General features: G+C 63.0%; 16 protein-coding genes. 10 read left to right on the forward strand and 6 right to left on the reverse strand.

Features of this window, described 5'->3' with window-relative positions:
- The first annotated feature begins 6 nt into the window (after window positions 1–6).
- Window positions 7–4497: a DUF4157 domain-containing protein gene (locus tag C5N93_RS24215; RefSeq protein ID WP_242561235.1), complete on the forward strand. Its 4491-nt coding sequence runs from the start codon at window positions 7–9 to the stop codon at window positions 4495–4497.
- Window positions 4498–4555: 58 nt separating this feature from the next.
- Here C5N93_RS24215 and C5N93_RS24220 read toward each other — a convergent pair whose 3' ends face one another.
- The gene (locus tag C5N93_RS24220; protein WP_242561236.1) at window positions 4556–5524 is read right to left on the reverse strand and encodes a sigma-54 dependent transcriptional regulator; all 969 of its coding nucleotides are present in this window, start codon (window positions 5522–5524) and stop codon (window positions 4556–4558) included.
- Between the two features lie 239 nt (window positions 5525–5763).
- Between C5N93_RS24220 and C5N93_RS24225 the strand changes: the two genes are divergently transcribed.
- A complete protein-coding gene (locus C5N93_RS24225; RefSeq protein ID WP_242561237.1) occupies window positions 5764–7137 on the forward strand; it encodes a sigma-54 dependent transcriptional regulator in 1374 nt (457 codons plus the stop codon).
- A gap of 13 nt (window positions 7138–7150) precedes the next feature.
- On the opposite strand, the gene C5N93_RS24230 is transcribed toward C5N93_RS24225, so the two are convergent.
- Window positions 7151–8095 carry a glycosyltransferase gene (locus C5N93_RS24230; protein WP_242561238.1) on the reverse strand — a complete coding sequence of 315 codons (945 nt, stop codon included), beginning with the start codon at window positions 8093–8095 and terminating at the stop codon, window positions 7151–7153.
- Entirely contained in the window at window positions 8074–8844 is a 771-nt protein-coding gene (locus C5N93_RS24235; protein WP_242561239.1) for a PIG-L family deacetylase, read from the reverse strand. The genes C5N93_RS24230 and C5N93_RS24235 overlap by 22 nt, the downstream gene beginning before the upstream one ends.
- Window positions 8845–8867: 23 nt before the next feature.
- On the opposite strand from C5N93_RS24235, the gene C5N93_RS24240 reads away from it, so the two are divergent.
- From C5N93_RS24240 to C5N93_RS24275, 8 genes are all read left to right on the forward strand, one after another.
- Window positions 8868–10481 (forward strand): PAS domain-containing hybrid sensor histidine kinase/response regulator, encoded by a 1614-nt coding sequence (locus tag C5N93_RS24240; protein ID WP_242561240.1) that lies wholly within the window; start codon window positions 8868–8870, stop codon window positions 10479–10481.
- Between the two features lie 160 nt (window positions 10482–10641).
- Entirely contained in the window at window positions 10642–12450 is a 1809-nt protein-coding gene (locus C5N93_RS24245; RefSeq protein WP_242561241.1) for a thiamine pyrophosphate-requiring protein, read from the forward strand.
- Between the two features lie 335 nt (window positions 12451–12785).
- Window positions 12786–13085, forward strand: coding sequence for a DUF2795 domain-containing protein (locus C5N93_RS24250; RefSeq protein WP_150811032.1), 300 nt, complete (start codon window positions 12786–12788; stop codon window positions 13083–13085).
- A gap of 36 nt (window positions 13086–13121) precedes the next feature.
- Complete coding sequence (locus C5N93_RS24255) at window positions 13122–13688, forward strand: hypothetical protein (RefSeq protein WP_242561242.1); 567 nt, start codon at window positions 13122–13124, stop codon at window positions 13686–13688.
- Window positions 13685–14551 (forward strand): SDR family oxidoreductase, encoded by an 867-nt coding sequence (locus C5N93_RS24260; protein ID WP_242561243.1) that lies wholly within the window; start codon window positions 13685–13687, stop codon window positions 14549–14551. The genes C5N93_RS24255 and C5N93_RS24260 overlap by 4 nt, the downstream gene beginning before the upstream one ends.
- A gap of 34 nt (window positions 14552–14585) precedes the next feature.
- Window positions 14586–15224: a DUF4142 domain-containing protein gene (locus C5N93_RS24265; RefSeq protein WP_242561244.1), complete on the forward strand. Its 639-nt coding sequence runs from the start codon at window positions 14586–14588 to the stop codon at window positions 15222–15224.
- Window positions 15225–15243: 19 nt separating this feature from the next.
- Window positions 15244–17673 carry a catalase gene (locus C5N93_RS24270; RefSeq protein WP_242561245.1) on the forward strand — a complete coding sequence of 810 codons (2430 nt, stop codon included), beginning with the start codon at window positions 15244–15246 and terminating at the stop codon, window positions 17671–17673.
- Between the two features lies 1 nt (window position 17674).
- The gene (locus tag C5N93_RS24275; protein ID WP_242561246.1) at window positions 17675–17899 is read left to right on the forward strand and encodes a hypothetical protein; all 225 of its coding nucleotides are present in this window, start codon (window positions 17675–17677) and stop codon (window positions 17897–17899) included.
- 11 nt (window positions 17900–17910) lie between these two features.
- Here C5N93_RS24275 and treY read toward each other — a convergent pair whose 3' ends face one another.
- Genes treY through treZ form a run of 3 tightly spaced genes read right to left on the reverse strand, consistent with a single transcriptional unit; the run spans window position 17911 to window position 24541 of the window.
- Entirely contained in the window at window positions 17911–20520 is a 2610-nt protein-coding gene (gene treY / locus C5N93_RS24280; RefSeq protein ID WP_242561247.1) for a malto-oligosyltrehalose synthase, read from the reverse strand.
- A 23-nt stretch (window positions 20521–20543) separates the two neighbouring features.
- The gene (malQ, locus tag C5N93_RS24285) at window positions 20544–22742 is read right to left on the reverse strand and encodes a 4-alpha-glucanotransferase (protein ID WP_242561248.1); all 2199 of its coding nucleotides are present in this window, start codon (window positions 22740–22742) and stop codon (window positions 20544–20546) included.
- A gap of 14 nt (window positions 22743–22756) precedes the next feature.
- On the reverse strand, window positions 22757–24541 hold the full coding sequence (gene treZ / locus C5N93_RS24290; protein ID WP_242561249.1) for a malto-oligosyltrehalose trehalohydrolase: 1785 nt from the start codon (window positions 24539–24541) through the stop codon (window positions 22757–22759).
- Between the last annotated feature and the right edge of the window lie 21 nt (window positions 24542–24562).

The following is a 24562-nucleotide window of genomic DNA, read 5'->3' on the forward strand; positions in this document are numbered from 1 at the left end:
GACGACATGCAGGAGTTCGCCCAGCAGGTTCCGGATCAGACGGCCGAGGTCGGCATCTCGACAGAGGCTCGGCGCGAGCCTCCCGCGCACGCAATGCTCGACCAGCGCCCCACAGCGCTGGTGCAGCGGAAAATCGGCGCGTCGTCGGGCGATGGTCCACGCGACCAGCAGCACAGTGCACTGAATCGCCTCATCGACGCCAGCCCGCGAACCCGACAGCATCAAGACATGGCTGCCGTACTCGATCGCGGTTCGGCCTCGCCGTCACCCGCGCTCGTCAGTCAGTTATCCGCCAGCACAGCAGCGCCTGAGGCACCCAAATCCCATGCCCCCGCACCGCATAACGGCAAAGTCCTGCCACTGCAATTGAAGGCGGGCATCGAAGCGCTTTCCGGTATGTCGATGGACGATGTCGAAGTGCATCGTAATTCGCCCCATCCGAATCGACTCGACGCGCACGCTTACGCACAGGGCAATCGCATTTTCCTTGGCGCGGGGCAGGAGCAGCATCTGCCGCACGAGGCGTGGCACGTGGTGCAGCAAAAACAGGGGCGGGTAGCGCCGACGATGCAGTCGGGCGACGCGATGATCAACGACGATCCCGCGCTCGAACGCGAAGCCGATGCGATGGGCGCTGCGGCCCTCGCGTACACGGGCAATGGCGCTGGCGAGGTGAATCCCGGGCGAGAGAACGGCTCCGTCATCGTCCAGCGTCAAGTCCGGCAAGGCGTTATCCAACGCGAAACGCCGACTGGGATCGAGAACCGTGCAAACGACTGCTTCCTCAACGCGCTGATCCATTTGATCGGCGCCGGCTACCGAGATCGATTCGATCCGGCGGTAAGGCGCTGGGCACAGCATCACGATGTTCAGGATGAGCTGTGGGCCGTCATCCAGCAGGTCAATGCCGGCGGTGCGAATGTGCCGCAAGCGACGATTGGGACGCTGCGTGAGCACTTGTACGGGATTCAGGTGGGAAGGAGGGGCCGCGTCGTCCCGAGCAAGAGTGCGCAGGAAGATGCCTCCGAGGTGCTTCAGCATCTGCTGGAGTTGACGTTGGACGCGCAAGATCAGGTGGCGGTCGAAGAACAGCGGGAATATGCCAAGTCCGTGCGCGACGCGGCGTACACCGGCGACGCTGAACAACTGCAAACCTATACTGACAGGAAAGCCCGTCAAACCACGCGCACATCGATGATCGGCGTCGATCTCGACCAATACGTGAGCTTCCACGACTTTCTCTATCACGAGTTCGGTGCCGGCAGTGTGGCCACCGAGTTCGATGCCAAGAATCACTATGCCATCCGGGTCGGTGGCGAAGTCCACCGTGTCGGCGCGGTATCCGTCCAGCGGAGATTCGTCACGTTGCCACCGGTGCTGACTTTCCATCTGCATCGTTTTCGCGTTGGGCCGGATGGGGGCCAGCAACGTATCAACCGACGCTTCGACATGCCGCAGGATCTGGTGCTGCGAAGCGGAACACCGACCGCCCCTCGTTGGGAGCGATTCGAGCTTCAGGCCTATGTCGTGCAGCACGGCAGCTTATCCGGCGGACACTATACGGCAGCGCGTCTGACGAAAAGTGGATGGTTGACACGGGACGACGCCAAGCCGTCCGAACCGCGCCCGGTGCCGGAGAACATCGATACCGGTTATCTCTACACGTACCGCAGCGCCGGTCTCTTGCCGCTTGCCCCCGACACATCGCTGCAAGACAAAAAGCCGGAGATCGTGCGACGCGATCTCGGCGATGAGCATACGAGCGAGGAGGTATCGGGCAGTGCGACGCGCAGCGATGTGCCCGAGGGAAAGCCAAGCAAGGCCCGCCTCGGCCTGCCCAACGCGAGCGGAAGCGATTGCTTCATGAACGTTGCGCTGCAAATGATCAGCGGGCCACTGCAAAGTGTGTTCGCCAGTCGCAGCAAACATCCCGTTCTGGGGCCGATCCTGACGTTGGCTGACGATATCGCGAAAGGCGGCGACACCGCCATCGAAGCGGAACGTATCGCGACAATGCGCGCATTGCTGCTCAAGCACGAACTTGTGGCAAGCGATACGGGTCAGGAGGATGCGACTGAATTGCTGTTACGCCTACTCAACCTGGCGATTCGTGGCAAAGATCAAATCCACGCGCAGCGCGAGCGCAGCTTCGAAGCGCGCGACCGCCACGATTGGACCGGCGAGCGGCCTAAAGGACCTGCCGAGTACACGAATCGCAAGAGTACGGAGCGCATGGCGCCGGCCAACTCGATCCCTATCGACATCGTCCATTTCGACACGCTCGAACAGTTTCTGGCGAAGCGCTTCCACGACGGCGTCACAACGTCCTACGACAAAGCCAATCGCCCCAAAGTGCGGCAGGACGGCGCGTACCACGCACTCTCGGCCGTAACAGAGAAACACACGTTGCTGTATTTGCCCGATGTACTGGTCTTTGTGCTGAACCGTAGTGTTCAGGACAGTGGCGGCTTGCGTCGCCTCGACAAGCCCTTCTTCATGCCGCCGACCTTCACGATTGGTGCGCCGAGAGACGACACGTCTCAGTTTCGCTATCGACTCACGGGCGTAGTCATGCACACAGGTTCGCGCGAACAGGGCCATTACCGGGCATGGATGCAGCAAAGCGTGGACGGTGAATGGCTACAGGCAAACGACAGCACGGTCACCTCGCATGAGGACCCGGGGGCTGAGCAGCACCAGGGTTATCTCTATACCTACGCCAAGATTGACAAGCCGGCCGGCAAGTTCGACACACCGGTTGAAACACTCGGCGACCTGACGGCCAGCGCGCTGCTGATCAAGCAGGTGAGGGCGGGCAATCGCCGTGCGGTTCAGCAGATGCTGGACTCGGGCGGGGTCAGTGTCCAGACGATCGATGCCGCCAGCGGCAAGACGGCTCTTCACGCGGCCGTGGAGGCCGATACGGCCGATGAAGAGATGATTCGCATTCTATTGCGGCGCGGTGCCGACCCGGGTGCCCGGGACGCGGAAAACTACACTGCGATCGAACGCGCGGACGGTTTGGGACGCGAAGGTATCGCCAAGCTGATGCGCCAGCCTGGCATTCATGACGTCGGATCGCTTGCCAAAGATGTCAAGGGATTCACCGGCACCAACCGTAGCGACCTGCAACGTATGTACAACCGCCTGAGCGAACTGAGTCTGACGATCAACGGCTATTACGGAAACTTGTTGGGCAAAGACGATGACGGCGCGGCTGTCATGGTCCATCTTGAGCACCAACTTCATCAAATCCGACACGATCTGAATCGGCACGCCAGCGTGATTCACGGTGTACGCCTGGGGGGTGCGGGCGGGCGCCCGGATACGCACAAAGTCTTCACGGATCCTCGCGACGCGGATTTGGCCACCTATCTCACCCAGTTGGACAAGTTGAGTAAGGGGGCGAAAGGCGCCTATGAACGTTGCCAGGAGAAAGCTTCGAAGAACAAGACGGCGGATGCCAGCAAACCCATTTCAGAAAGTCTGACGGCCGCTTACGCCCAGCCGACGAAGGAATTCAGGAACATCGGGCCGTGGTCAGGAGGAGGGGACCTCGAGTACAACGTCGATGGCGTCGGCTGGGACCAGAAGGCCATGTATGTAGGCAAAGGCGAAGAGTTCAAGGGTCGATTGCATCATACGCAGACCAAAAGTAGTGGCTCGACTGCCAGTGAAGCGGGCGGTGCCCGCAATGGGTTGTTGCTGGATGCCACCGTAAGCGACCCTCGCAATTACGAGTTGATTTGGGAGAAGCTCTTTACGTCCATCAACCGCGGCGAACTGAACCCCAAAATGATCCGGGAGGTTCAGACGCCCCTCAAGTCCTCGCTGAAATCAAATCTCGTGTTCGACACGAGAACCGAAGACACCCGCTGCAACGACCTCGATTTCAACGAAAAGGCTGTCACTGCCGTGACCGAACTCGATCGGCTTGGTGGCAAGGCGAGCGACGGCATTCGCGTAATCGTGCCACCCGGTTGGCTCGCCGAAGTTGTTAAGCAGATTTATGCGGGCGGCAGAAAGTCGTTCAGCTTTCATAAGAACGACCGGTATTGGTTGCCGGGTGGTCGTCTCTATTACGAGGCGTCGGCCAGTCGCAGCAGCAAGGTCAAGATCGTCTTCGATCACGACATGACCCATTTTTACGTCACCCCGACGCACTACGAGGGCTATTCGATTCGCGAAACCGCCGGCCTGCGTTTTTGCCAGCCGTTCTATGAAATCAACACGACAGGCCTGAAACCCATCAGCACTGCCGAGACGGTGACGGTAGACGAAGCGTCCGAAACGGCCACACCGACGCCCGACAGACCGCAGTCAGCCAAGGGCGGTGCCAGTGGCAGCGCAAAGAAAGGTGCCACCGAACCGGCTAAATCCGCCAAATCCGGAAAGCCCGGCAAATCAGACGATGCAGGAAAACGCCAGCCAACAGGCAAGCAAAAGCAGCAGCAAAGTCAACCGCAGACGACTGCGAGCAAGGGCAGGAAGAAATAACGGGCTTACCTGATCGGATGGGCTCGCCGACGCGATGCGTCAGCGCACACGTGACGCATCAGATGACGCTCGATGGTGCAGCGACGTCCTCCATCAGCGCTAGCCGGTTGTAGAGCGTCTTGAGACTAATGCCGAGCGCCTTCGCCGTGCGCGGCTTGTCGCCGTCGAAATAACGAAGCGACGCAGCGATGAATGCTTGCTGCGCCTGCGCCAGGGTCGCGCCGATCGGAATACTGAGTGCCCCGTCGAGGACTTCCTCGCGTTGCTTCGGCACGGGCAATGGTTGTAGATCGAGGTCGACGTCGGCCATGATGAAGGCGCGCTCGATAGTGTTGTGCAACTCACGCACGTTGCCGGGCCAGGAATGACGACGAAGCACCGTCAACGATTGCGGCGTAAGGCGTTTGCCTGTGCCGCCGGACGCATTGAGCCGGTCGACATGCGTTTGTGCGAGTGCGAGCACGTCGTTCTCGCGCCGTCGCAGTGGCGGCACGTACAGCGTGAACGCTGCGAGGCGGAAGAGCAGATCTTCTCGCAGGCATCCCTCCCGCACGGCGCGTCCAGGACTGGCATGCGTTGCGGCAATGATGCGAGTGTCGAAGCTTACCGGCTCGTAGCCGCCAACGCGTACCACCGTGCGGGTCTCCAGTGCGCGCAGCAACTTGACCTGCAAGGCCATCGGCATGTCCTGGATTTCATCGAGAAACAACGTGCCGCCGGACGCCGCTTCGAAGAAGCCGGTGTGCTGAGTCACCGCGCCAGTGAAACTGCCACGTTCGTGGCCGAACAACTGGGATTCCGCCAACTCCTGCGGAATAGCGGCGCAATTGAGGGCAATAAAGGGGGACAAGCGACGTGGACCCACGTCATGAAGGGAACGCGCGACGACTTCCTTGCCGCTGCCGCTTTCACCAACGATGAGCACGCTGGCCGGTACGCCGGCAAACCGTTCAATTCTGGCACGCAGTTCCATTACGCCCGGCGAATCCCCTCCGAGTCGCGTGCGGATTTCTTCAAGCACTGCCATGCCTCACTCCCTGATTGCCCCGACGGCAATGTCCGGTGAAAGCCGGATCTGTAAGACGGCGCTGACAGACGCTCGCCGTTTTTCGATCTATAAAGGGTAACGTATCGAACGCAGCAACGGATTGATTGTTTGGGTCCCTGACAACTTTCGGATAGTCACATTGCATGGCCGTCAGGCAACCAGCGAATCTCCAGGCTGTCTGACCATTGCGACGGTTGCGAACCTACAGGGGCTGAGCAATGCCATACATTCTCATCGTCGAGGACGACAGAGACACGCGCGACATGCTTTGCGCGCTGGTGCAGTCCCAGCAATTGCACTGTGACGCCGTGTCCACGCTGGCACAGGCGCGAGAACGCTCGACGACACGGGTGCCCGATCTGATCCTTGCCGACCTCATGCTCCCGGATGGCAGCGGCATGGACCTGTTAAGCGATTTTCCGCAGGCCGCCAGCGTAGAGGTCGTGCTGATGACAGGCCACGCGAGCCTCGAAACCGCCATCGACGCGTTACGCAGGGGCGCCGCAGACTACCTGGTCAAACCGGTCAATATGCAACGTCTTAACGGCATTCTTGCGCGAGTGCCCCGTACAGACGAACTTCGCAGCGAGATTCTCGCGCTGCGCACGCAATTGCAGCAACTCGGGCGTTTCGGCCGCATGCTCGGCAATTCGCCGCCGATGCAGGAGGTTTATCGGGCCATCGGCCGTGTCGCACCGAGCGAGGCGTCGGTGTTTCTGATGGGCGAATCGGGCACCGGCAAGGAGTTGGCTGCGCAAACCGTTCATGACCTCAGCTTGCGACGCAAAGGGCCATTCATCGCAGTGAACTGCGGCGCAATTGCGGCGAATCTGGTCGAGAGCGAAATGTTCGGACATGATCGCGGCAGCTTTACGGGGGCGGAACGCCAACACAAAGGGTTCTTCGAGCGCGCGGACGGCGGCACGCTGTTTCTCGACGAAGTGACCGAGATGCCGCCGGAGTCGCAGGTCAAATTACTGCGGGTGCTGGAGACGGGCAAACTGACTCGTCTCGGTTCTACCCAGGAAATCAATGTCGACGTTCGCATTATCGCGGCGACCAACATCAATCCCGAAGCTGCTGTGGCCGACGGTCGTTTCCGTCTCGATCTCTATCACCGTCTGAATGTTTTCCCCGTGACGCTCCCGCCGTTGCGTGAGCGAGGCGGCGACATTCCCATGCTAGCGAAATCGTTCCTCACGTCGTTGACGGAAACGGATGGTCGGCAGATGAGGTTCAGCGATGAAACGCTCGACGCGCTTGGCGCGTACGACTGGCCGGGCAATGTGCGCGAGTTACGCAATCTTGTGCACCGCGCGCGCATTCTGAACGATGGCGACGTGATCGAAACGCTGCCGCCGCCGATCCTTGCCGAGCTGGACGACGCCATGGTCAACGACGCCAGCGTCACGGTCCCGCTCGATACACCGCTCGAAGACATGGACCGGAAGTTGATTCTGGGCACGCTGGAGCGATGTGGCGGTGTAAAGGCGAGGGCAGCCGAAATGCTCAACATCAGTCTGAAGACGTTGTATAGCCGGCTGGCTGAGCCGACAGAGAAGGACGACGGCCCAACGCCGCGTCATCGATGATCGACGGCGGACGTCACGTTGCGGAAATGGAATCTGCGGATTCGGCGTCTTCCGCCTCCACGCAGCGGCGCATCGCTTCCACTCGCTTTGGAATGACGACGCGCTCACGCATCGTCCACGGCAGGCCTTTGAGGGTCCGTGCCCAACCTGCCATGCCGCCGGCTTCTCGCCAGACCGTCGGCGCAAGACGCCAGGTTTGCCGCAACGCTGCGCTGAGCGGAAAGCGTAGCCACGCGGTCCATATGGCGTTGCGGGCAAGCGTGGCACGCCGTGCCGGCGCGTCACGTACGAAGGAAGGGTAATGGTGCACCGTCAACTGGTCGCTGTATACGAGCGTCCAGCCACGCGAAGCGATGTCTAGCGCCAGCAAGGATTCTTCGCCCCCGAGGAAGAAATTCGGATGGTAGCCGCCCGCCGAGACAAAGGCGGATTTTCGAAACACCGTCGCCCCGGCAAGCATGCCGAGAATGGTCGATCCGGGTTGACGCGGAAACCTGTCCAGTGGACTGCGGCGCATGCGTCGACTGGTATCGTCTTCGCGGCGCTCGACACCTACAAGTACGCGTGCCGTCATTGCGCCGATGTGCGTGTGCTTGTCTAGGCAGTCGGCGGCGAGGCACAGCGAACCGGGCTCCCACCAGGTGTCGTCGTCGCAGAAGGCGACATAGGGCGTTCCGGCAAGACGCACGCCGATGTTACGCGCGCAGGCACCGAGATTCTCCGCCGAGCGGAGCAGCGTGACGTTAGGGAACTGCTCCCGGACCATGCCGGCCAACGCAGGGCCGGATCCGTTGTCGACGACGACAATCGCCGGACGTTCCGGCAACGACACCAGCCGCCGTAACGTTCGACGCAGATCAAACGGCCGACGGTACGATAAGACCACTACCGTGAGACGCGGATCGCGTCGCGCTGTCATACGTGCAGGAGACGCACTTAAAGCGGGACAGGAGACCATTGCAGTTGCCAATAACTCTCGGAAGTATTCAAATCGACCAGCGCCTCAGAATCCAGCAGACCCAGTTGGCTCTCGTAGGCCTGCAATGCCTCGACTTTATCGACGGCACAGGCGCCGCACGCGATGTCCGGCACGACCGGATCCGCGTGCCGTGCGCTGTAGCCTTGTGCTCGCCACGCCATAATTCGCGCAGCGACGAGCCCGGGCAGCCGGCGGTAAGGTATGTCTTCGTAGAACCACCACCGGCCAAGCTCCGGGGGGCTCGTCTCGGCTTCGGCCATATCGCCAGCGAGCGCGTGGGCCTGCTCGTGCATCAGGCTCCACACCGCATCGAACACCAGCGCGTGGTCACTGTGAAACAGGCCCAGCGGGGCCAGCACACGGCGTTCCGGGTATTTGTCCAGGATTTCGCGCAAAGCGGGCCTAATCGCCTGCGGCGTGTCTGCATCAACATATTGACGGTCGAGAAACGGCAGCCAGACCGATTCGGCCCCAAGCTTGTCGAGTGCGCACAGATCTTCGAGATGGCGCGCCTGCATCGCTTTATACCCCGAAGCGAATCCGGCCGCTTGATCCCACGGCGGGGCTGGGGCGCCATCGGGCGGCACGCCCGCAAAGACGGTAACGACGACCGTGCCCGGCGCGGAAGCCATCAGGCGTCCACAACTGAAAACCGCGTCGTCGAGGTGAGGAGAGATCACGAGCCATTTCGATGTTTCCCAGCGTTCAGGCGGATAACGTTGTGTCATGTGCGGAATCCCCAATCATTGCGGTGGCCATCGTGAAAAGCAACTTTCGTGCCGGACGCTGGGTATCGATCCTCGCAAAACGCTTTCGGCCCGCCGGTTCCCATATCCGTGACGAGCGTGTGCTTAATGCTGTCCCCGCTGCGATTGTGAGCGTTGACCGAGACCTTCGCGTCACGCAGTGGAATCCGGCGGCTGCGAAGATGTTCGGTGTTCCTGAGGCTGATGCTATCGGCACGCCGGTCGGACGATTCATCGCCAGGCACTGGCTAAGACATCATCCGCTTAGGTTCACTGCGAAGCTCGATGCCGCGGCGGCTTCGGTGGTCGACGTCGTGTGCGTGCGCGGCGACGGCAAGCCGTTTCGCGCCACCTTCTCCTGCGCGCCACTGCTGGATGAGAACGGTGAGTGCGTCGGCGCCACGGTCCTGTTGCGCGACGAAGGCACCAAACACCTCGATAACCGCCGCATACGCCAATCCCTGCGCGGGGCACGCGACGAACGCGATCAGGCCGACACGTCCAATCGCATGAAAGACGAACTGCTGGCCACGGTGTCCCACGAATTGCGGACTCCGTTAAACGCCATCTACGGATGGGTCGAAGTGCTGCGCCATCCGTCGGGACAACCTATGCAGTCGCAGGCTATTGACGCCATTGACCGCAGCGCCCGCTCGTTGGCGCATATGGTCGACGACATTCTCGACGCGTCGTCGCTGGCCACAGGCAAGCTTCGTCTGGATCGCGCCTTGCACGACATAGAACGCATCGTGCACGACGTCACCGTGACGATGCAGACGACTGCGTCGGCAGAAGGCATTACGCTGAGCTCAAGCACACCGGCTACCACACGACTGCTGCTCGGCGACAACGAGCGGTTGCGCCAGATGCTTACCAACCTCGTCTCGAATGCCATTAAGTTCACGCCGGATGGCGGACAGGTGAAGGTGTCGCTCGAACAGGAGCCCCACTGGCTGCGGCTTTCGGTGACCGACACCGGGCAAGGGATCGCCGCCGAATTCCTGCCGCATGTCTTCGATGCGTTCCGGCGGGAGTCCGATGCGCCAGTGTCTCCGCGCCGGGGACTGGGGCTTGGCTTGTCGATTGTGCGCCACATTGCCGAGCTTCATGGGGGCAGTGTCGAGGTGTCGAGCCGTGGCGTCGGCATGGGCAGCCGCTTCACCGTACGGTTGCCGGTTGAGGGGAAAGTCGCGGCAGGCCTTTGTGTCGAAGCGCCTACCCCAATACTGTCGCCGGTCACGGTGCTCGAAGGCCAGCGCATCCTTCTTGTCGACGATGACGGTCCGTCGCGCGAGAGCCTGGCGGCGGCGTTACGTACGCTTGGCGCGCAAGTCCGGGAGGCAGTCAATGGCCGCGATGGACTGGCGGCCATGCAGGATGAGTCGCCGACCATCGTGCTGTCCGACCTTGCCATGCCGCAGGGCGACGGCTTCTGGCTGGTGCAGCAACTCAGCGAGCACTTCGGAACGCGCGGCGCTGTGCCAGTGGTGGCCGTGACCGCTCACGCGGACGCAGCCCAACGGCGTCACGCTTATTCTGCAGGCTTCCGGGCCTACGTCCCCAAACCCGTCGACATACGGGCATTGGTCCGTCAAATTCTGACGCTCACTTCACCATGACCCACGAGCGCGGCGTGCCATTTTTTCAAGTTTCCTGTGAAAATTACCCAATCGCGCTTCGCTAAGCTGGATGGCAAACGCCGGGACCGCCTTACCGAAGACCACATCGGACACGGCATGAACCTTGCGGCGACGATGGTTTTACAGGGAGCACATCGTCATGACACAGAGCGTGGGGGATTTTCTGCTTGAGCGGCTTCGGCTTTGGGGCGTGCAACGGGTCTTCGGCTATCCAGGGGACGGTATCAACGGCATCGTGGGCGCGTTCGGCCGGTCGGACAACGACCCGGCATTCGTGCAGGTGCGACACGAGGAGATGGCCGCATTCATGGCCTGCGCCCACGCGAAGTTCACGGGTGAGACGGGCGTCTGCCTCGCGACTTCCGGACCGGGGGCGATTCACCTGCTTAACGGTTTGTACGACGCGAAGGCCGACCATCAGCCGGTCGTGGCCATTGTCGGTCAGCAAAAGCGTGCGTCGCTCGGCGGCGACTTCCAGCAGGAGGTCGATCTTCACGCCCTGTTCAAGGACGTCGCCCATGAGTACGTGCAGGAAATCGTCACGCCTGCGCAGGCGCGACACGTCATCGACCGCGCGTTTCGCATTGCCCATGACCAACGCGCGGTGACGTGCATCATCGTGCCTAACGACGTGCAGGACCTTCCCGCCGTCGACGTCCCGCCACGCGTTCACGGCACGGTGCGCAGTGGCGCCATTCGTGACGGCGTGCGCCTGCCGCCACGCCATATCGTGCCGTCTGACGACGAACTCGACGCCGCCGCTGAAGTGCTCAACTCGGGCGATCGCGTGGCGATGCTCGTTGGTGCCGGTGCGCTCGGCGCCGGGGCGCGAGTCATCGAAGTGGCGAACCGGCTTGAAGCCGGCGTGGCCAAGGCTCTGCTTGGCAAGAGCGTCATTCCCGACACATTGCCGTGGGTGACCGGTGCGATCGGCCTGCTAGGTACGCAGCCGAGTTGGGAGTTGATGAACGAGTGCGACACGTTGCTGATGATCGGCTCGGGCTTTCCATATGCGGAATTTTTACCGGAAGAGGGGCAAGCGCGCGGCGTACAGATCGACATCGACCCGCGCATGCTTAGCCTGCGTTATCCGATGGAGGTCGCGATGGTCGGCGATGCCCGCGCCACGCTCGATGCCTTGCTGCCGCGACTCCATGTCCGTCAGAACGACGACTGGCGCCAACGGATTCAGGAGCGGGTCGCGCGATGGTGGCGTGTCATGGACCGCCGGGCGGCCTCCGACGCACGACCGATCAATCCTCAGCGCGTGTTTCGCGAATTGTCACGCCAGTTGCCGGACAACGCCATCGTCACCGCCGACTCGGGCACCGCCGCTAACTGGTACGCACGCGACGTGCAACTTCGCGACGGCATGATGGGTTCACTGTCAGGCGGTCTTGCGTCGATGGGGGCGGCCATGCCTTATGCGCTGGCGGCGAAGATGGCCCATCCGTCGCGTGTCGTGGTCGCACTCGAAGGCGACGGCGCGATGCAAATGAACGGCATCAACGAATTGATCACGCTCTCGGCCCTCTGGCAGACGTGGGACGATCCACGTCTTGCGGTGCTGGTGCTCAACAATGGCGACCTGAACGAAGTGACCTGGGAGCAACGCGCGCAGGAGGGCGATCCGCGTTTTGCGGTCTCGCAGTCACTGCCGCCGTTCGATTACGCGGCATATGCCCGGCAACTGGGGCTGGTCGGAATTCGGGTCGAAGATCCGGCCAATCTGAGCGCCGCGTGGCACGAAGCATTCACGGCGGACCGCCCGGTCGTGCTCGATGTCGTGACCGACCCGAACGTCCCGCCGATTCCGCCGCACATGACGATGGAGATGTTCCGGAATTACACCGGTGCGTTGCTGCGTGGGGATAGTGAAGCGGTCGGCGTTGCACGTTCGTCCATGCGCGAGACATGGGAGAGCATTGCCAGTCGCTGGGAGAAGTAACGCGCTGGGTGAGCGTGCGCAGCAAGCTTGCTCGTCGCCATGGATCACGGGGCTTTCTTACAAAGCTTTGGACAAAAGGCCGGGCAACGCGTCACGAACCGACGCGACTCACGCCACGTCTCATCGTCCAACCTCCTTCATGCGCTTCCCACCCGCCGTGCGAAGCCCGTTAGCGGGTTGCCATCCTTCCGCGCGTCCGGATCGTTTACCTGACGAACTACCTGTGATGGCATGGAACGCGACTTGCATCCCTTTGGTTGACGTAGCGGCCATTTCCGCGTTTCCCGCTGCCGCCGATCGATTCTGAAACCTAGCCACCGCAAGGAGCCGACACCATGACGTCTCATCACCCGCAGCACACCGGTCACGAACTGAGCCGCACGCGCTCGCATGAAGGCGACCGCGCCACGCACGACAAGGGCGGACATCAGACCGGGCACAATCAGCCGCCGAGTCCCGTTGACGTGCAAAAGGCGCTCAAAGGTATGGACTATCCGTGCAGCAAGGCCGAGCTGCTGTCCTGCGCTCGCGATCAGCATGCGGACCGCAAGGTACTCGACACGCTTCAGCACATTCCGGACATCGAGTACAAGTCGCCGGCGTCCGTCTCGAAGGAACTCGGCAAGTTGATGTGACCGTCTCATCGGCCGACTGTCTTCCGGAGGTACGAGATGGCAACCATTGTGGCGGGGCGTTTCGACACGTTTGAGCAGGCGGGTGACGTCGCTCGCCGCCTTTACGCGCGTCATTTCAGAACGGATGACGTTTCGATCTTCTTCCTCAACCCCGCCGGACAGCATGCCCGCTTTCCGATCGGCGGTGACATGCATGCCGATCCGGGGGCACGTCCCGGCGGATTCGGCGCAGTGCTGGGTCTCGTGGGCGGTCTGATCGTCGGCGGCGGCATTGGCGTGACGATCTATCGCTTCGGCGTCCAGTGGTGGCCCATTCCCCTCATCGGCGCCCTGGTCGGCGCCTACGTTGGCGCACTTGCCGGCGCACTGTCACGCATGCGCCAGCGACGCGCCCAGGCCCAGGCGTATGACGCCCGCGACGCCGGCGTCATTCTCGCCGCCCACGTGACCGAACAAACAGCCGACTCGGCCATGACGGTCCTTCGCAATGCCGGGGCCGATGACATCCAGCATACCGAGGGCGTCTGGGAAGGCGGCGAATGGCGCGACTTTTCGCCGCTTGCGCCCACACAACCCGTAACGCATCAGGAGCCTGACTTATGACGTCCAACCCGCAAGCCAAGACACCACCGCCGCAGACGCAGTCGCATCAACCCGGCGTAGAAGCCGAGATGGAGCCGAAGCCGCAGGACACCGCAAAGGAGTACGTCGGCAGCGGCAAGCTGATCGACAAAGCCGCCATCGTGACGGGCGGCGACAGCGGCATCGGACGTGCCGTTGCCATCGCCTTCGCGAAGGAGGGCGCGGATGTCGCCATCGTCTACCTGAAGGAATCCGAGGACGCTGCGACGACACGCGAACTGATCGAAAAGACCGGGCGAAAGTGTCTGACCATCGAGGCCGATATCGGGAATCGGGATCGTGCGCGTGAGGCGGTTGAGAAAGCCGTGAAGGCGTTCGGCCGTCTCGACGTGCTGGTCAACAACGCGGGCGAGCAACACGTTCGCGAAGACCTGACCGAAATCTCCGAAGACCAGTTGACACGGACCTTTCGCACGAACGTATTCGGCATGTTCTTCATGACGCAAGCCGCGCTCACGCATATGAAGCCGGGGGCGCGCATCGTCAACACCGCGTCCGTCACCGCCTATCAGGGCAATCCGGTGCTGCTCGATTACTCCGCCAGCAAGGGTGCCATTGTGTCGTTCACGCGGGCGCTGGCCGCCAACCTTGCGCCGAAGGGCATCTATGTAAATGCTGTCGCACCCGGGCCGATCTGGACGCCGCTCATTCCGTCGACCTTCAGCGCAGATCAGGTCGCGAAGTTCGGCGCAAACACGCCGCTCAAGCGTCCCGGGCAACCGGACGAGCTTGCCGCCAGCTACGTGCTGCTTGCCTGCCGCGACGGCAGCTACATGACCGGGCAGACGCTGCATCCCAATGGCGGCACCGCTGTTGGGGGATGAGTTACGCCGTCCCACGATTCTCAGGAGATTCCCCATGAAAATCAGACATCGTAGTCAAGGCCGCTTCTACCGCCGTCACTGGGGTTGGTATGGCGTGCTGGCGGAACTCGCGCTGGTGACGCCAATGTTCGCCGTCGCTCAGACGCCGGTTACACCGCGCGAACCGACGCCAGCGGGTGCTGACATGGTAGACCCGGGCAAGCCTCGAGACGCCGAGACGATGGCTCATGTGCCGGGTGGGGTCGATGCGTCGTTCGTCGATTCCGCAGGGCGTGCCGGCATGCTCGAAGTGCAGGCCAGCCAGTTGGCGCTGGAGCGCTCGTCCAGCACCGAAGTCAAAAATTTCGCCCGCCAGATGGTCGCCGACCACACGAAGGCCGGCAACGAGTTGCAGCAGATTGCCGCGCGAAAGGGCATTCGCGTGCCTGCGGCGGCCGAGGTCAATCCGGAATTGCAGACGCTCACCAACAAGCGGGGCCGCGAATTCGATGTCGCTTATGTCGCAGCCGCAGGTCCCGCCGCGCATCAACAAGCCGTGCGCTTGTTCGAGCAAGAAGCCAATTCCGGCCGCGACCCTGAACTCAAGGCATTTGCGCGCAGCACCTTACCGATATTGCAACGCCACCTGACGATGGCTAGCAAGCTCGCGACCTCGGTCGCCAGAGCGGATTGATGCATTCAAGGAGATACTCATGACTCGCCGAAAGACACCGCACGCCACCCCGCAATCCGGTTCGCCTTCGAAGCAAAAGACCGGCGATGCCTTTGCCACGGAGAGTGGATTCCGGCAGTCCGACGGCGCACCGGCCGGAGCGCCCGGCCCCAGCAAAGACCCGGGCGTCAAACGTTCACGTGAGCTGGGCCAGACTGTCGACGCCATACCCTACAACACCGAAAAGGCCAGCGAGTATGGCATCGAGGCCGCGACGCCAGAACCTGGACAGACGGCAAAGTCACCATCGCATCACGCGCACGCCAGCACGGTCGGTGAGCGTCTCGCGACGGAGAAAACAGGCGGCCCCGCTAAATCCGGCGTGAATGCTGTGGGCGGCGATCTGACACGCGTTCGCGCTGACGCCGAGGGCACCCCGCTCACAACCAATCAGGGCGTGCCGGTCGCGGATAATCAGAACTCACTCGTCGGCGGCATGCGTGGCCCAGCGCTGCTCAAGGACTTCGTGCTGCGCGAGAAGATCACGCACTTTGATCATGAGCGCATCCCGGAACGGGTCGTACATGCCCGAGGATCCGCCGCGCATGGCTATTTCGAGTCATACGACGCGCTCGCAGAACTGACCTGCGCCGCGCCGTTTGCGCAGGCAGGCAAGCGCACGCCCGTCTTCGTGCGGTTCTCGACGGTCGCAGGCGAGCGCGGCTCGAAAGACACGGCGCGCGACGTGCGAGGTTTCGCCGTCAAGTTCTATACCGATCAGGGCAACTGGGATCTGGTCGGCAACAACATGCCGGTGTTCTTCATTCAGGATGCGATGAAGTTTCCCGACCTCGTTCACGCCGTGAAGCCCGAGCCGCATCACGCCATGCCGCAGGCGGCGTCGGCACACGACACGTTCTACGATTTCATCTCGCTCTCACCTGAATCGACGCACATGATGATCTGGCTCATGTCCGATCGCGCAATCCCGCGCAGCTTCCGGATGATGCAGGGCTTCGGCGTGCATACCTATCGCTTCGTCAATGCAGGCGGCGAGTCGAAACTCGTCAAGTTTCACTGGACGCCGCGCTTCGGTACGTACTCCCTCGTCTGGGACGAAGCCGTGAAGATATCCGGCGCCGACCCGGACTTTCATCGGCGCGACCTGTGGGAGGCCATCGAGAGCGGTCAGTATCCCGAGTGGGAACTGGGCGTTCAGATCTTCACCGAAGCTCAGGCCGACACCTTCAGCTTCGACGTGCTCGACGCCACGAAGATCGTGCCCGAGGAGTTGATTCCGGTGACGCCCATCGGCCGCATGGTGCTCGACCGGAATCCTGACAACTTCTTCGCGGAAACGGAGCAGGCAGCGTTCTGCGTCGCCAATATCGTGCCGGGCATCGATTTCACCAACGATCCGCTGCTCGCCGGACGTATCCACTCATACTTCGATACACAGATCACGCGGCTGGGCGGGCCGAATTTCCACGAACTGCCGATCAATGCGCCGGTCACGCCCGTGCAGAATCATCAGCGCGACGGCATGCATCGTCAGACGATCCATCGCGGGCGAGTGGCCTACGATCCGAATTCGATGGGCGGCGGTTGCCCGTTCCAGACCGGCGCCGCAGGCTATGTCCCGTTCCCCGAACCTGTGCCGGAGAACGGCGTTGAGATGCGTGGCAAGCCTGCGAAGTTCGCCGAACACTTCCAGCAGGCGACGCTGTTTTACGAGAGTCAGTCCGCCGCCGGTCAGCGCCATATCGCGGACGCCTTTCGCTTCGAGCTAAGCCACGTCACGGTGCCGGGCATTCGACGTCGTATGCTGTCGATGTTGCGCAATGTGTCGGAGCCGATGGCCGCCGAAATTGCCAGAGGGCTTGGCATGCCGCTGCCTGACCCAATGCCGCCGGCCGCAGACGCACCGGCAGCCCCGGAAATCGACCGTTCGCCCGCGCTGGCTTTAGAGGCTCACCCGAGCGATGCGGGCATCGCGTCTCGGAAGATCGCCGTGCTCGTCGCCGACGGCATCGACGCCGAGGCCGTGAGAGGCGTGACTGAATCGTTGAGCGTCGAACATGCGGACGTTCGCCTCGTGGGTGAGCACATCGGTATTTGCGACGCGGCCGATGGCGGCACGATCGATGCGGACGCGGCACTCGACAGCCAGCCCGGCTTCCTGTTTGACGCCGTCGTGATCGCCCCGGGCAATCCGGCGGTAGACAGGTTATGTGCGAACGGGCATGCGCTGGACTTCGTCCGTAATCAATTCCGTCACTGCAAAACGCTATTGGCGATAGGCACAGGACGACAATTGCTCGACGCCGCCGGCATTACGCCTGACGACGACGATCCGGGCGTATTCTTTTGCGCAACGCCGGATGCGCAAACGCTCGATGGCTTCGTCGAGGCCATTTCGAAGCACCGGCATTTTGCACGGGAGGAAAGCGCCGCATGGCGCGTAACTTGATATGGCAGCTGTTCTGACATTTCGGTATCGCAATTTCAGTGTCATCTGTTCGGCGTTGCCGCATCCGGGGGGCGGCTTCCGTGGCCGCGCGGTGGTGCAAGCAGGCGACGGCATGATCCGTCATCACGAGGTCGAGACGTTGAAGGACGACATACATAGCGATGAGCAAACCGCGCTCGACGAGTCTGCGGCGATGGCGCGCGAGTGGATCGATCAGCAACATTGATCGCGTGGCACTCACTCCGGGACAAGCAGGGCTACCGGCAGGGCGGCGAGTATGTCCGCGAGTGGCAGCATGTCGCTCGTGTTCCGAACGCGAACGCCGTCGATCAGGCTTCGCCAGCCAGGCGCGCATGACAACACGCTGACGTCGACGGCGGTGTCCTGCCAGTCCTGCGGCCGCACTCGGGGCACGGGACTGGCGGTCGCCGACAGCGCTCCGAGGTGACGCGCGGTATGCCGGGTGGCAACACAGACCATCGGGCTGCCGACGGCTGGCGCGGGCACGCGAGCAAAGGCTACGACCTGCGCCGCGCATGGACCGTGCGCGGTGAGCGGGACGTAATCGCCCTGCGTGAAGGCGGGAGCGAACTGCTTGCGCCAATGTAGCAAAGCGCAGAGGAGCGAGAATTTCACGTCACCGTCGCGCCAGCGATCCATCAGTGATTGCCACTGTTGCCGGTCGGGTACGGCGCCAGGCACGGGCGCGCCTGACATCTCGACATCGAAATGGACGGCACGCCGGTTGTCGGGATCGACCAGCGTCTGGTCCCATTGCAGACTCGCCTGATACGTGTCCGGTACGCCCGGGCAGGTCAGGCGGAGGAACAGTTGCGTCAGACCGTTCAATGCGCCAGCGGGCCCAATGCGGTTGGCGAACGCGTGCATCGACTCGACAAACGATTGCGCGCCCATGATGCGTGTGAGGAAGACGTCGCATGCCGCCTCATAGGCCGCGTCGGGTGCGAGCCAGGAGGTTCGGACACCGGCTTCGCGAGCGGCCTTGCGCTGCCACTGCGCGATGCGTTCGACGAACGCATGTAGAGGCGCCCCGGAGGGCGTCGAACGCCATGCACAGGGCCACGCGCCGGCAAGCGTCTGATAGAGCATGAGTTCATGCGCAGAGTCGGGTGCATCAAGCATCGACTCCCGAAATCGTTCGTTTTCGGCCCGCCACGCGCTGACCGCTTCCGCCCATTGCGCCGGGATCTCGGAGAGCACGGCCAACCGCGCGCGGACATCTTCGCCGCGCTTGTGGTCGTGCGTGGCCGTCGACAACATGGCGCGGGGCCAGTGACTTGCCCGGTGGGTGTTCGCCCGATGGAAATCGGCGAGCGGGAGCGACAATTCGGCTGCACGGCTGCCTACCTCGTTTCGTGACAGTAGACGGCCCCAGCGATATCCCGCCGTATCTTCGACCGCCTTCGCAGCCAATGGCGCGGTAAGCTGCGCGAAGCGGATCTGGAGATCGCGCAGTAATTCACCCCAGCCCGGCGGATTGCCTTCGGTCGGCGTCAGCCACTGCACGAGTTGCGCAAGCGCCGTGTGGTCCAGTGGATGCAGCCGCCGCTTTGCGCCGCCCATGGCCGTCATCAGCACGTCATTCGGGGCGTCGGCAGCATTCGACGGGTCTGGATAGCAGCGATAGACGGGAAACGATGCGGCCAATGCACCGGCACAGCGTCTGAAACTGGCGATGCCTGCATCACGGGCGCGGCCGCCGGGGTCGGCGGCGATCAGCGATGTCAATGCCTTGGTCACCCGGTTCATCTCACTGCCAAAGCGCTCGTCGATCAGTTGCCACCGCGCGTCACGCACGTGCTTTTCAAATGTCTGGGTATCGCCTGTCGTGTTACGCCAAAGGGCGCAAAGTTCGTCGGCACCGTCGCCATCGTGCAGCAACGCGCCGACGTCGTTCATGAAGTCGTAGCCGGTCGTGCCATCGGTTTCCCAACGCGTATCCAGACGCTCGCCGTCCATCAGAATCTTCTCGACGACGATCCACGGCTCGCGGCCATCGCCGGACTTGCGCAGCGCGGCGCGCAACCGCCGGCAGTACGCGCCGGGATCGCTCAAGCCGTCGACATGATCGACGCGAACGCCGTCGATCACGCCATCGGCGAATAAGCGGAGCAGCAGTCCATGGACGGCGTCGAACACTTCCGGACGCTCGACACGCACGGCCACCAGCGAAGTGATATCGAAGAAACGCCGCCAGTTCAGCGCGTCGCGTGCCAGCGACCAATGCGTCAGATGAAAGTGCTGGCGGGCAAGCACGAGCCGCCAATGCTGCGCGGTGCGCGCGGCTTGGGCAAGCGCCACCGTCTCAGGCGCGAGAGGCCAGCGCGCTCCGTCGTACGCGAGCGACGCGTGTCCGCTTACGCCTCGTACGACGGAGAGCTTTCGCTGGAACAGGATGTCCGCAAGCGGCTCGGGCAGCACCGGCAGCAGCACCTTGCCAGCCGGGACGTCCGCATTGCCATCCCAGTCGATGTCGAAGTAGGACGCATACGGGCTTTGCTTGCCGCGACGCAGCACATCCTGCCACCAGCGGTTCTGCTGGCCGTTTCCCATGTGGTTGGGGACGATGTCCACGATCAGTCCCATGCCGTGCGCCTTCAGGCGGTCGTGCAACTGACGCAGTCCGGCTTCGCCGCCTAACGTTTCGCTAACTGTGCCCGGATCGACGACGTCGTAGCCGTGCGTGGACGCTGGGGAAGCCGTCCAGACCGGCGACGCGTAAAGATGAGAGATGCCGAGCTTCGCGAAGGCAGGCACGTCCCGCATGGCGTCGGCGAACGTGTAATCGGCATTGAATTGGATACGCAGCGTAGCAAGCGGGGTCATGAAGGCTCCGGTTCAATGCCTGTTCACTTTCGGCCGACGGCAGCCCGCACACGGGCAAACCGGGCAATACGCGATGCCACGTCCGGCGTGCCGAGCAACACTTCGACGGGTGCGCTCAGGCGGCGTCGCCAGTTCGGATGTTCGGTCGTCGTCCCTGGCAGGTTGTCGGCTTCCTTTACCCCGATCACGTCAGCGATGGGAAGCAGCACCAGCGGGGAGGGCGATTGCGCCACGAAGCTCACGATGGCGTCGAGCGGTGTCGTCGTCGGTGCGCGTCCAGGCGCTCTGGCAACGTCGTTCTTCGTCTGCGCAGATGCCTCACCGGCGACGGCCGATGCCGCAGGCGCAGCCGCGTGACCGCTTTCGTTGACGACGCCCGCAGCACTCATCGCGCGCCATAACGCGGTGCGATCCTCGCGGCGCTGCCGTCGGGCGAGACGCGCGTCCATCGACGTGGGGGCCAGACGGGCGCGCCAGGCGATGTCGCGTCCCGTCCACCATCCCACAGATGTCGGCAGATCATGGGTACTCGTCGTGGCGACGGCGTCCGTTCGCCATTGGGACGGGGCCAAAAACGCCGGTGTTTTTTTCAACTGCGTGGGCGACGGGGCGCTGCGCGCGAACCACAGGACATCGGTTCCCAGTACCCCCTGCGTCGCGACACGCGCCCGAAAGTCGCCGGGCACTGTCCCGAGATCCTCGCCGACCATGAGCGCGCGATGACGGGACGATTCGAGCGCGACGATCGCCAGCAAGGCGTCAAGCGGATACCGCAGATACGCGCCAGCCGTCGCCGGCGCGCCGTCCGGGCATACCCAAAGGCGTGACAGGCCGAGCACATGGTCGATGCGTATGCCCCCGGCAAACGCAAGCGCCGCGCGCAGCGTCGCGATGAACGGCCGGTAGCCGTGCTGATGCATGGCCCACGGTGAGAAGGTCGTCAGTCCCCAGACCTGTCCTGCCCGATTGAACAAGTCCGGCGGTGCACCGAGCGACACGCCCTGGAGCATGTGTCCCGGGTCGGCCCATGCCTCGCTTCCCGTCGAGTCGACGCCAACGGCCATGTCCGCGATCAACCCGATCTCCATGCCTTCGTCACGCGCATTCCTGTGCGCGCTTCGAAGCCCGTCCAGCGCCAGCCATTGCAGAAAGACGTGAAACGCCACGTCGTCCGCATGCTCGTAAGCCATGCGCTCCGCCTGGGGCGCCCAGGGGGACCGCAGACCTACGGGCCAGCGTCGCCAGTCGTCGCCGTGCGTCGAATGCAGGCGTTGGTGGAGCATTTCGAAGCGCGCGTGCGCCTCCAGTGAGTCGAGGCCGTCCCGACGAAAACGCTTCAGAGCGCTGGCTTGCTGAGCAGACAACCAGTGCTCGCGACGGTCGTACAAATGCCGCAGCACTTGCAGGCGTGCCACGGAGGCTGCCGGCCAATTCACCAACCGCTGGCGCTCCCGCTGCGCGTAGCCCGGCACCAGCCGCAGCCGTCGCGCCGCTTCCTGCGCCTCGGCTTCGCCACACAACATGGCGGGGTCGATATGAGCGACGTTGTACCACTGGCGATTCGACGGCGAATAGGGACTGTACTGAGCAGGACGCGCGCTGAACATCGCATGTGCGGGGCTGATAGCGAGAGCCTGCGCGCCGTGCTCTGCGATGGCTGACGCTGCGTCGGCCAGCGCGCCGAAGTGTCCGAGACCGCCATCGCCCTCGCGGCGCAGTCCGTAGAGCGGCACGCTCATTCCCCATTCGCGTGCGTCAGGGGGCAGCCGGTGGGCATGCGCCGGCGCGACGATCACTGAATACACTTTGTTGCCCAATTCCAGGCGGTGATATCCCGCCACGTCGATGGGGGCCAGCAGCGATGCTCCGGATTCCGGATCGACCTCGGTCACGCCATCGACGCCCCCTCCGGTTTCCAGATGCACGCGGTAGGCCAACCGCTTGCGCCCGGCGGTGAGCGACAGCGCGGGCAACGTCGCCGGTACGCCGACGCGCGTCACGATCTGTATGTCGTCAGACAGGGACGCCGGCGAATCGAGATACGCCAGACTGTCGCGACACTGCGCGGCATTGCCGCACCGCAGCCCCATCGCGTCTAGCAACGCGCGCAGCACATCGAGCGATACAGTATGGGTCTGGCCATCGGCATTGTCCCACCGCACAAGAAGGCCGGCGCGCTGAGCGAGCGTCTGCATGGCATCGTGAGACGGAGGTGACAGCATGGAGGCGGTCGTGTTCATATAGGTTCCTCCAGCCACGCCACGCAGGCGTGGGCGCACAGCCTGCCGGCCGACAGGTCGTGGACTGCATGCGCCGGCGTCTGGCAAAGCGTGACGCCCGTCGGCGAATGCGTCGTCGCGTCTAGTTCGCAATGCTGGTCACCGAAATTGAGCAGGATGATGAGCAACGCGCCATTGCCGAGGCGCCAGCGGGCGCATAGCGCGTGAGCGTTCAGCACGTCTACGCCGGCGCTTGTCACACCGGGCAAGCCCGGCACGATCCATGTGCGCCGCATTTCGATCAACCCGCGATACCACGCCAGCCAGTCATTGGCGTCGGCCGACACGTCTTCGCCCGGCCAGACGCATGACTTCGCATACGTTTCGGGGTCGTTCGGATCGGGCACGGCGGCTTCGGTTGCCGCGCCGAGGCGTGCAAACTCTTCCCGGCGGCCTTTGCGAACAGCGTCCGCCAACTCGCCCTGATAGTCGGTGAAGAACAGGAACGGCGTTTCGCTTCCCCATTCCTCGCCCATGAACAGCATGGGAATCTGCGGACATAGCAGCATTAACGCGACAGCCGCACGCAGTGCCTCGGGATCGGCAAGCGCCGTCAAGCGGTCGCCGAACGGACGGTTCCCCACTTGATCGTGGTTCTGCAAAAAGCTGACGAACGACGTCGGCGCCAGGAAGCTGCTCGGCTCGCCGCGATGTTTGCCCAAGCGCTCGACCCGCTCCCCCTGAAATGCAAAGCCTTCCGCCAACGCGCGTGCCAGATGTCCAGCCGGATCATCGGCGAAGTCCGCGTAATAGCCGTCTCGCTCGCCGGTCAGCAACACATGCAGCGCGTTATGAAAGTCGTCGTTCCATTGGGCAGCGGACGTTCTGGCGAGCAGGCTCGCCCCGTTATGTTCGTTTTCGAAAATGAGGTGAACGTGACGCCCGGGTTCCCGCGCCGCAATTTCGTCATGCACGCAGGTGGTGAGCGTCTGCACGAAGTCATCGTTGCCGATGGCGTGTACCGCGTCGAGCCGCAATCCGTCCGCGCGCATCTCGAAGAGCCAGTACAACGCGTTCTGAATGAAATACTGACGCACGCAGGGCTCGGCGAAATTCAGCGCGGGTCCCCATGGCGTGTGCTTCGTGTCGTCGAAGAACGGTGAAGCATAGGCTGCGAGATAGTTGCCGCTCGGCCCGAAGTGGTTATAAACGACGTCGACGAACACCATCATGTCCTCGGCGTGCGCCGCGTCGATGAGGGCTTTGAGTTCGTCCACCATGCCATAAGCGCTCTCCGGGGCGAAAGGCAACACGCCGTCGTAGCCCCAGTTGCGCTTGCCTTCGAAGGTGCCGATCGGCATCAGTTCGATGGCGTTCACGCCGAGTTGCGAGAAATAAGGCAGACGCGCCCGAACGCCTCGATAGCCGCCGAGCGCCCCGGCGTGCACTTCATAGATGACGGTCTCATGCCACGGCCGCGCGCGCCACCCGGCGGTTTGCCAAACGTAGTCGCGTGGATCGATCACGACGCTCATGTCGTGCGGACCGCCGTCCTGCGCGCGCGACGCCGGGTCAGGTACGCGCTGCCCGCCGGGCAGCACAAAGGCGTACCGGCTCCCGGCGATACACGGCGCCGTCAGCTCGAAATGACCGCCGTCGGCCGCCTGCATCGGCACGGGCGCTTCGCTCTCAATGACCAGTTGCATGGTGCTCACGTCCGGTGCCCAGATACGAAAGCGTGTGGTGCCGTCGACCTGAGCGGCGGCGCCAAAAGGAAGCGGGAAAGCGTACGTGGATGTCATCGGAGGTTCGGAGATCGCAGT

The organism is Pandoraea sp. LA3 (assembly GCF_022696215.1).
Lineage (GTDB): Bacteria > Pseudomonadota > Gammaproteobacteria > Burkholderiales > Burkholderiaceae > Pandoraea > Pandoraea capi.

Coding starts and splice junctions, on each gene's coding strand:
- C5N93_RS24250 (WP_150811032.1), top strand. CDS start 12,786: ATGACGTCTCATCACCCGCAGCACACCGGTCACGAACTGAGCCGCACG.
- treY (WP_242561247.1), bottom strand. CDS start 20,520: ATGACCCCGCTTGCTACGCTGCGTATCCAATTCAATGCCGATTACACG.
- C5N93_RS24215 (WP_242561235.1), top strand. CDS start 7: ATGCAGGAGTTCGCCCAGCAGGTTCCGGATCAGACGGCCGAGGTCGGC.
- C5N93_RS24260 (WP_242561243.1), top strand. CDS start 13,685: ATGACGTCCAACCCGCAAGCCAAGACACCACCGCCGCAGACGCAGTCG.
- treZ (WP_242561249.1), bottom strand. CDS start 24,541: ATGACATCCACGTACGCTTTCCCGCTTCCTTTTGGCGCCGCCGCTCAG.
- C5N93_RS24235 (WP_242561239.1), bottom strand. CDS start 8,844: ATGACACAACGTTATCCGCCTGAACGCTGGGAAACATCGAAATGGCTC.
- C5N93_RS24245 (WP_242561241.1), top strand. CDS start 10,642: ATGACACAGAGCGTGGGGGATTTTCTGCTTGAGCGGCTTCGGCTTTGG.
- C5N93_RS24255 (WP_242561242.1), top strand. CDS start 13,122: ATGGCAACCATTGTGGCGGGGCGTTTCGACACGTTTGAGCAGGCGGGT.
- C5N93_RS24270 (WP_242561245.1), top strand. CDS start 15,244: ATGACTCGCCGAAAGACACCGCACGCCACCCCGCAATCCGGTTCGCCT.
- C5N93_RS24265 (WP_242561244.1), top strand. CDS start 14,586: ATGAAAATCAGACATCGTAGTCAAGGCCGCTTCTACCGCCGTCACTGG.
- C5N93_RS24220 (WP_242561236.1), bottom strand. CDS start 5,524: ATGGCAGTGCTTGAAGAAATCCGCACGCGACTCGGAGGGGATTCGCCG.
- C5N93_RS24230 (WP_242561238.1), bottom strand. CDS start 8,095: ATGGTCTCCTGTCCCGCTTTAAGTGCGTCTCCTGCACGTATGACAGCG.
- malQ (WP_242561248.1), bottom strand. CDS start 22,742: ATGCTGTCACCTCCGTCTCACGATGCCATGCAGACGCTCGCTCAGCGC.
- C5N93_RS24275 (WP_242561246.1), top strand. CDS start 17,675: ATGGCAGCTGTTCTGACATTTCGGTATCGCAATTTCAGTGTCATCTGT.
- C5N93_RS24225 (WP_242561237.1), top strand. CDS start 5,764: ATGCCATACATTCTCATCGTCGAGGACGACAGAGACACGCGCGACATG.